The organism is Yoonia sp. (assembly GCF_030731595.1).
Lineage (GTDB): Bacteria > Pseudomonadota > Alphaproteobacteria > Rhodobacterales > Rhodobacteraceae > Yoonia.
This window is the reverse complement of the sequence record NZ_JANQTS010000007.1, coordinates 1-7,677: the sequence shown is the minus strand read 5'-3', so window position 1 is coordinate 7,677 and position 7,677 is coordinate 1. Positions and strand designations below refer to the sequence as shown.

9 protein-coding genes are annotated in these 7,677 nt (G+C 55.9%); 4 read left to right on the top strand and 5 right to left on the bottom strand.

The window, feature by feature from the left end; translation table 11 throughout:
- Positions 1 to 288: 288 nt before the first annotated feature.
- From NWQ23_RS00325 to NWQ23_RS00310, 4 genes are all read right to left on the bottom strand, one after another.
- Positions 289 to 720, bottom strand: a complete 432-nt coding sequence (locus NWQ23_RS00325) for a hypothetical protein (RefSeq protein WP_306164200.1) — start codon at positions 718 to 720, stop codon at positions 289 to 291.
- 593 nt (positions 721 to 1,313) lie between these two features.
- Positions 1,314 to 2,078 (bottom strand): ATP-binding cassette domain-containing protein, encoded by a 765-nt coding sequence (locus NWQ23_RS00320; RefSeq protein WP_306164198.1) that lies wholly within the window; start codon positions 2,076 to 2,078, stop codon positions 1,314 to 1,316.
- The gene (locus tag NWQ23_RS00315) at positions 2,078 to 3,145 is read right to left on the bottom strand and encodes an ABC transporter permease (RefSeq protein ID WP_306164197.1); all 1,068 of its coding nucleotides are present in this window, start codon (positions 3,143 to 3,145) and stop codon (positions 2,078 to 2,080) included. The genes NWQ23_RS00320 and NWQ23_RS00315 overlap by 1 nt, the downstream gene beginning before the upstream one ends.
- A 109-nt stretch (positions 3,146 to 3,254) precedes the next feature.
- Positions 3,255 to 4,274 carry a sugar ABC transporter substrate-binding protein gene (locus NWQ23_RS00310; protein ID WP_306164196.1) on the bottom strand — a complete coding sequence of 340 codons (1,020 nt, stop codon included), beginning with the start codon at positions 4,272 to 4,274 and terminating at the stop codon, positions 3,255 to 3,257.
- A gap of 183 nt (positions 4,275 to 4,457) precedes the next feature.
- Here NWQ23_RS00310 and NWQ23_RS00305 point away from each other — a divergent pair, with 183 nt between their 5' ends.
- From NWQ23_RS00305 to NWQ23_RS00290, 4 genes are all read left to right on the top strand, one after another.
- Complete coding sequence (locus tag NWQ23_RS00305; RefSeq protein WP_372340093.1) at positions 4,458 to 5,660, top strand: ROK family protein; 1,203 nt, start codon at positions 4,458 to 4,460, stop codon at positions 5,658 to 5,660.
- 207 nt (positions 5,661 to 5,867) lie between these two features.
- Positions 5,868 to 6,572 (top strand): ABC transporter permease, encoded by a 705-nt coding sequence (locus NWQ23_RS00300; protein WP_306164194.1) that lies wholly within the window; start codon positions 5,868 to 5,870, stop codon positions 6,570 to 6,572.
- On the top strand, positions 6,566 to 7,282 hold the full coding sequence (locus NWQ23_RS00295; protein WP_306164193.1) for an energy-coupling factor ABC transporter ATP-binding protein: 717 nt from the start codon (positions 6,566 to 6,568) through the stop codon (positions 7,280 to 7,282). The genes NWQ23_RS00300 and NWQ23_RS00295 overlap by 7 nt, the downstream gene beginning before the upstream one ends.
- Positions 7,283 to 7,307: 25 nt before the next feature.
- Positions 7,308 to 7,502 carry a hypothetical protein gene (locus NWQ23_RS00290; protein WP_306164192.1) on the top strand — a complete coding sequence of 65 codons (195 nt, stop codon included), beginning with the start codon at positions 7,308 to 7,310 and terminating at the stop codon, positions 7,500 to 7,502.
- On the opposite strand, the gene NWQ23_RS00285 is transcribed toward NWQ23_RS00290, so the two are convergent.
- On the bottom strand, positions 7,499 to 7,677 hold a 179-nt coding region (locus NWQ23_RS00285), incomplete at its 5' end, for a DUF6494 family protein (RefSeq protein WP_306164201.1). The two genes, NWQ23_RS00290 and NWQ23_RS00285, sit on opposite strands and share 4 nt — an antisense overlap.

Below are 7,677 nucleotides of genomic sequence, written 5' to 3'. Positions count from 1 at the left end.
CTCCAACACTAATCTCGTTCATTTCAGACCTCTTTTTGGAAGTGGTCGGCGCTGGGAAGCGCCGACCGGCTTGATATTAGTCCAAAGATTCCACGACCATAGTTCCGACTGTGGTCGCCGTGGCGGCAATCGCGGAGGCCTTCGGGCCACCTGTCCAGGGGGTATCGCCCAAAACATCAGTCCCAAGGCCGCCATAGCGACGCCAATTGCTTCAAGTGTCTTTATTTTCCGCTCCATCATTTTGTAAATGCTGGGGCAAATACGCCCCTGCTAGAATTGTGTCTTAATTCAGGTAATCGACTGTACCTGCGGCGCCACCCACGACAGTAACCGTCGCGCCCACTCTCGCTGCCCCGGCCACGACATCTCGTGCGCAAGGCAGATAGCGTCATCTGGAGTACCGTTCCAATCCAGATAAATCCTTGCGCGTTTGTCCCTTTCTAAGAAGACAGCGTGCGGCCGCTCCTCACGACCTTCACACAGCCTCAAAACACTGATGTTTTCTAAATCTACAACGCGTCCAAGCGCTGCGCTGAAAGCGGGCACCACTTTGCCGTTGAGAAAGTCTCTTTGGTTAATTTCTGCATCGACCGGCTGGTCAGCAAGTGGCCAATGTGTTGGTGAAGAGATCAACGCATTGGCAGAAAAAGCCTGCAAAACATCCTGCACTTCCGTCGATGTTATTGAATGTAGTGACGACCAATCTGCAACCTTGTGCATCACTTCTCTCTTAAATGAATTTGTTTCAATTGATGGTAAAATGCAAAGTCTGCACTCAACTTTCAAGAGTGGTAACAACAATTTAAGTTACTGTTTAAAATGATTTAATTATGAATAAGGAATTTTAGATTTAGTATGAGAAAACAACTTCAAGTTGGTGCGACAACTTATCATACAATACGCGACCCACCCAGTTCGCACGCGCAATTTTTCGCCAATTCTTGAATCATTTTCGGCTCAGAGAAGACCCCTTCCTCAGCAGTTGTACGACCTGCGATAAGCTGCATTTCTTCGGGCTAATGGAGAATGACGCCATTATGCTACGCGGCACAAAAACGGTGGTTATCGCCGTCCCGCCCTGCCCCACACCAGATCAACCGCTTAGGCTGGACAAAAGCCTACGGCATGTCCGTCGTCAGGGTTTTTGGGACCAAGTGCGGCCTCACCTAAGAGAGAGTTTGGCTCATCTGGTTGGTTTGATTATCCGGCGTGAATGAACTGTGGAAATGCTGCGAGGTAGAACATTGAGACCTTTGGATTGAGCGCGGTGGTCAATTAGCCCTCGACTTAGGCTTTTAGGACCGTTCAAATGCCTAGACGGCAGGTGCTTCCTTGGCCCCTGTCATGAAAGCGACCGCATCGGACATGGTGTAGTCCTTGGGGTCAATCACACACAGCCTTTTGCCAAGGCGATGCACGTGAATGCGGTCTGCGACCTCGAACACATGCGGCATGTTGTGGCTGATCAGAATGATCGGGATACCGCGCGAACGCACATCAAGGATCAGTTCCAGAACGCGCCGGGATTCCTTTACGCCAAGCGCTGCGGTCGGTTCGTCCAGAATGATCACTTTGGACCCGAATGCCGCGGCACGCGCAACAGCGACGCCTTGGCGCTGCCCGCCTGACAGTGTCTCCACCGCCTGATTGATATTCTGGATCGTCATCAGGCCCAGCTCAGACAGTTTGTCACGCGCCATCTTTTCCATGCGCGGGCGGTCCAACTGGCGCAGCCATTTGCCCATGAAACCGGGTTTGCGCAACTCGCGTCCCATGAACATATTGTCAGCAATCGACAGTGCCGGAGACATGGCAAGCGTCTGGTAGACGGTCTCGATCCCTTCGTTGCGGGCGGCCGTGGGCGAGGCGAAACGAATTTCGCGCCCTTCCATTTCGATGCGGCCTTCATCTGGCACGACGGCGCCAGAGATTGCTTTGATCAGGGTCGATTTGCCGGCGCCGTTGTCACCGATCACGGCCAGAATTTCACCGGGGTAAAGGTCGAAGTCGCAGTGATCGAGGGCCGTCACCTTGCCATAACGCTTTACCAGCCCGCGTGCCTTGAGAATAGGTTCCATTATGCCGAGACCTTTCTGATCCATTGGTCAACCGCGACAGCGCCAATGATCAACGCGCCGATAAGAAGGAAAGTCCATTGCGCGTCCGCACCGGCCAGTCGCAGGCCAAGCGTAAACACACCCACGATCAATGCGCCGAACAAGGCTCCGAGGATCGAACCGCGCCCGCCAAACAAAGAGATGCCGCCGATCACAACCGCTGTGATGGACTCGATATTCGCAAGCTGCCCCGATGTCGGCGACACCGATCCGATCCGGCCGATCAGGGCCCAGCCTGCAAAGGCGCAAATCAGACCCGACAGCACATAAACGGAAATCAGTGTTCTGCGCACATTCACACCCGACAACTGCGCTGCCTCTGGATCGTCGCCCACCGCATAGACATGCCTGCCCCAAGCGGTTTGTTTCAGCGCATAGGACAGGACCAAAATCAGCAACACCATAAAGATGACACCAACAGTCAGCACGGCCCCGCCCACTTCGAATTTCGTGGCAAAGACCTGCAACAAGGGCGCGTTTGCCTCGATATCTTGAGCGCGGATCGTTTCGTTTGCAGAATAGAGGAAATTCGTAGCCAGCACGATTTGCCACATCCCCAATGTGACAATAAAGGGCGGCAGTTTCATCACCGCGACCAGCCAGCCATTGATGTATCCGCAGATCATCCCTGTCAGCAAACCGCACATGATCGCCAGTTCGACCGGCATCCCATAGCGGAACGTAAACTGGCCCATGACAACGGACGACAGGACCATAATCGCACCGACCGAAAGGTCGATGCCTGCGGTCAGGATCACCAAGCTTTGTGCGGCAGCCACGATGCCCACGATCTGCACCTGTTGCAGGATCAGCGTCAGCGCGAAGGGCGAGAAGAACTTTGAACCCAGCAAGAGCCCGAAGACGGCGATAGAGGCAACAAGAACAAAGAGCGGCACGAGTGCTGGATTGACGTGAAGCAAATGCTGCAACTGCGCCATGAACCCCTTTTTGGTATTCCCAAACTGTGCGACCGTCTCTGTCCCGGTATTTTGCACAACGGTTTCATAGTTGTCATTTTCGCGCGTCATCTGTCCCCCCTGTTCGACAATGTGGGATTGTGGCCCCATTCGACAGCAAGAGGGCAGCGCCGCCGCCCTCTTTCGTTTTTGTCAGTCTGTTCGTTGACCTAGTTTGGGATCAACCCCAGCAAAGCTCCATGCCTTCGGCGACAGAGATGCTTTCGACGCCTTCGGCTGGTTGATCGGTGACCAGAGCAACGCCGGTGTCAAAGAAGTTCTTGCCGGGCGTATTCTGCGGCAGAGTGCCGTCAGCCGCATACTGTGCAATCGCCTCGATACCCTTTGACGCCATCAAGAGCGGATACTGCTGGGATGTCGCACCGATCACGCCGTCTGCGACGTTCTGCACACCGGGGCAACCGCCGTCGACGGAGACGATCAGAACGTCATTTTCACGACCGATCGACTTGAGCGCCTCATAGGCTCCTGCGGCAGCAGGCTCGTTGATGGTGTAAACCACGTTGATGCCGGGATCGACAGCAAGCAGGTTCTCCATCGCCTTGCGGCCGCCTTCTTCGTTGCCTGCGGTCACGTCGTTGCCGACGATCCGTGGGTCAGTCTCGTCGCCCCATCTGTTGGGATCACCCAGATCAATGCCGAAGCCCTGCAAGAAGCCCTGGTCGCGCAGAACGCCAACTGTTGGCTGGCTGACGGCGAGGTCAAGCATCGCGATCTTTGCGTTTGCCGCTTCTGCACCCAATGTGGCTGCGGCCCACTGGCCAATCAATTCGCCAGCAAGGAAGTTGTCGGTGGCAAAGGTCGCATCGGCTGCATCAATCGGATCCAGTGGTGTGTCGAGCGCGATCACCAGAAGGCCTGCTTCGCGGGCTTGTGTCACAGCGCCAACGATCGAGGATGTGTCAGATGCTGTCAGAAGGATACCGGATGCACCGTCCGCGATGCATGTCTCGATCGCTGCCACTTGGGTTTCGTGGTCGCCATCAACACGGCCCGCATAAGAACGCAGTGTGATGCCGGCGGCCTCTGCTGCGGCTTCAGCGCCTTCACGCATCTTGACGAAGAACGGGTTGGTGTCGGTCTTTGTGATCAGACAGGCAGATGTGCCGTGGGCGTCAGCAAAAGCAGAACCCGCGGTTGTGATGGCAGCAAGCGCTGTCCCGATAAGAAGCTTTTTCATGTATTCCTCCCAGAATATCTTTGTTCTGCGAGGCTCCTACCCCGCATATCTCTGCCCAGCGAGACCGGGCAAGTTCCCGCAACAAAACCCATCCAGGCGATTCTGTCAATTAATTAGTTAACTTTCTTTATTAATTAGATTGATGTATTCACTGTGCAGGAGGAGCCGTTTATGAACGCCGGTATGGAACCTGCCGTTGTCAGATCAATCAGCACGGGGCTGAGCCAGAAAGGTGTGCGCAATCACAATGAACGGTTGCTGCTGTCGCTTATGCAGCGCCACGGCCCGATCCCCGGCAGCGACCTTGCAAAGTTCTCTGGCCTGTCTGCGCCGACGGTTTCGGCAATCCTGAAAAGTCTGGAACTTGATGGTCTCTTGATGCGCGGTGAACCCATGCGCGGCAAGGTCGGCAAACCCTCTATCCCCATGATGCTGTCGCCTGATGGCGTGTTCTCGTACGGGCTCAAGATCGGGAGGCGATCAGCCGAAATCTTGCTGATGGATTTTGACGGAAAAGTCCGCCACCAGCGCAAGCTGGCTTACGCCTATCCGGTCCCCGTCGAAGTCTTCGCCTTTCTGGCAGAGAGTCTTGCCGAAATCACGGCGCTGCTGAGCCATGCCGAAAGGCTCCGCGTCTGCGGGATCGGCGTGGCGGCCCCTTTCGAGATGTGGAACTGGCATGATCTGATGGGCAGTGACGCCGATCGCTTTGCCTCGTGGAAAGAGATCAACATCCCTTTCGAAGTCAATCGCGTTTCCAATTTGCCTGTGTCTTTGGTCAATGATGCGACCGCTGCCTGTCAGGCGGAACACGTCTTTGGCCGCGGCAAAGAGTTTCGGGACTATGCCTATTTCTTTGTGGGGGCTTTTGTCGGAGGCGGGATCGTCTTGAACCATTCCGTTTTTCAAGGGCGGCAAGGCAATGCCGGTGCGCTTGGCTCTTTGCGCACGGTCAGCCCTTTGGGGGAAAGCAAGCAACTTGTCGATCTGGCCTCGATCCACCTGCTTGAAGGGCGACTGACCGAGGTCGATCTTGATCCGGCAATCATCTGGCAAACACCGCAGGACTGGTCCAGCATCGCGCGCTATGTTGATCCCTGGCTTGGGCAAACGGCACAGGAGTTGGCCAAGGCCAGTCTGTCCACCTGCTCGGTCATTGATTTTGAAGCTGTCCTGATCGACGGGGCCTTTCCGGCCGATGTGCGCACGGATCTTGTGGAACGGGTCAGACGCTACATCGTCAATCAGGACACGCGCGGCCTGATCCCGCCACAAATCGAAGCCGGGAGCATTGGCGGCAACGCGCGTGCCGTTGGTGCCGCTTGCGGTCCGATTTTCTCGCAGTTTCTGTTGAACACAAATGTCGGGCTATCGGTAACCTCCTGAACCGCACACTCCGGTCCATCTCCTTTTGCGCAGAGAAACCGTCCCGGAACCATCCACCCGGTCGCGATCACGTCTCAGCGAGAGTGGACGCATCGCAACAAGACTTGAGATTCGAGAAGGGCGTCAGATACGACTTACCGAACATGGACTGTGACATGTATTGATGTCACAACACCTGCATCGCCTTCCACCTAGAAGACCCCGTTGATGAATGATCTTTCTCAAGGACTTACCGAAGCCCTTTACCGCGTTGCAACGTTAGACCCCGAACTGGTCAACATCACGTTGAGATCGCTTCAGGTGACGGTGACCGCTGTCGTAATCGCGTCCGCCATTGCGTTGCCCTTGGGTGCTTGGCTTGCTGTGACACGGTTTTGGGCGCGCCGCTATGTCATTGCTGTTCTGAATGCGTTGATGGGACTGCCGCCAGTTGTCGTTGGCCTGATTGTCTACGTGTTGTTAAGTCGCTCTGGCCCTTTGGGCGTGCTGGGTCTGCTTTTTACGCCGACCGCCATGATTATCGCACAAGTCATCATTGTGACGCCCTTGATCGCTTCTGTGGCCCATCAGGCGCTCCGCGATCTCTGGTCCGAGTACCACGATTTGCTGATCTCGTTGAACACAACAAAACGTCAGCGGGTAGCAACGCTTCTCTGGGACGGACGGCGCGCGCTTTTGACTGCATGTCTTGCAGGATTTGGGCGCGCGATTGGCGAAGTCGGCGCAATCATGATTGTCGGCGGCAATATCGACAATGTGACCCGCGTGCTGACAACCGCGATCGCGCTCGAGACCGGTAAGGGTAATTTTTCGCTCGCTCTTGGGCTTGGTTTTGTCCTCATCACGCTCGCAATCATTTTGAACCTCGCCATCCATTCCCTGTCTCGCACCGAAAGGTCAAACCTGTGGTAGCGACGATATTTCCTTTGCGGATCACCAAGGCTTGCGTGAAGCGGCGTGGCGTGCAGCTGATCGGGCCCGTTGATCTTGATCTTGGCGAGAACGGCCTGACAATCGTGATGGGACCAAACGGTTCGGGCAAAACATCGCTCTTGCGGTTGATGCATGGGCTGGAACGCCCGGCAACGGGTACAGTTCATTGGGCGACGCCGGACACGGATGCACGGATGCACCAAGCCTACGTGTTCCAAACACCTACGATGATGCGGCGCAGCGTGACCGACTGCATCGCTTATGCCCTGACGGTGATGGGTGTCTCTCGTGCCGATGCGCGCAGGGGCGCGCAAGACTACGCCAAACGTGTGGGCCTTGGGCATGTTTTGGACCGCCCCGCAATGGTGCTTTCCGGAGGCGAGAAGCAAAAGCTTGCGCTTGCACGCGCATTGATCCGGCAGCCGCAAATCCTGTTTTTGGACGAACCTTGTGCCAATCTTGATGGTCGCGCGACGCGTGACATCGAAACCATCCTCAACGAGGTCCGCGCGCAAGGCACACGGATTGTGATGGCGACCCATGACATCGGCCAAGCACAGCGTCTTGCGGATGATGTATTGTTCATGCTCAATGGTGTCGTGCACGAACAAGGCGCCGCAGTTCCATTTTTCGCAACCCCCCAAACCGCCGAAGCCAAGGCCTTTCTTGGCGGCCAGATTGTGGAGTAGTCCTTACGAGAATCCGGCTTCTGTCTTGTCTTGCGGCGATCCAATTCTGTTCAACCCCTATTCGCTGTTGCCTGTGAATCCCGCGCGGCACCCGCCTGTCAAAGCAGAGGCCGTGGCACAGCTAGAGGAGTGGCTGGAAGGGCCACGCGGCAAAGAAGTGATCGGGCGTTTTACCTACGAAGGCCAGCCACTGTTTGTTCACAGAGCCGTGCCGAACTAATCGGCACGGTCGCTGATCACACCCTCAACACGGTGATCCACGTCAAGCCCGTCGATTTTCAAAACCATCGTCGCCTTGAAACTCTTGCCAGCCGTTCTGTCGGGGCCTGCGTCACGTAACGCCTCTTCGATGGCCTGCTGCGAGGTCACGCCGACCTGCTTGAGGAACTTGCGCA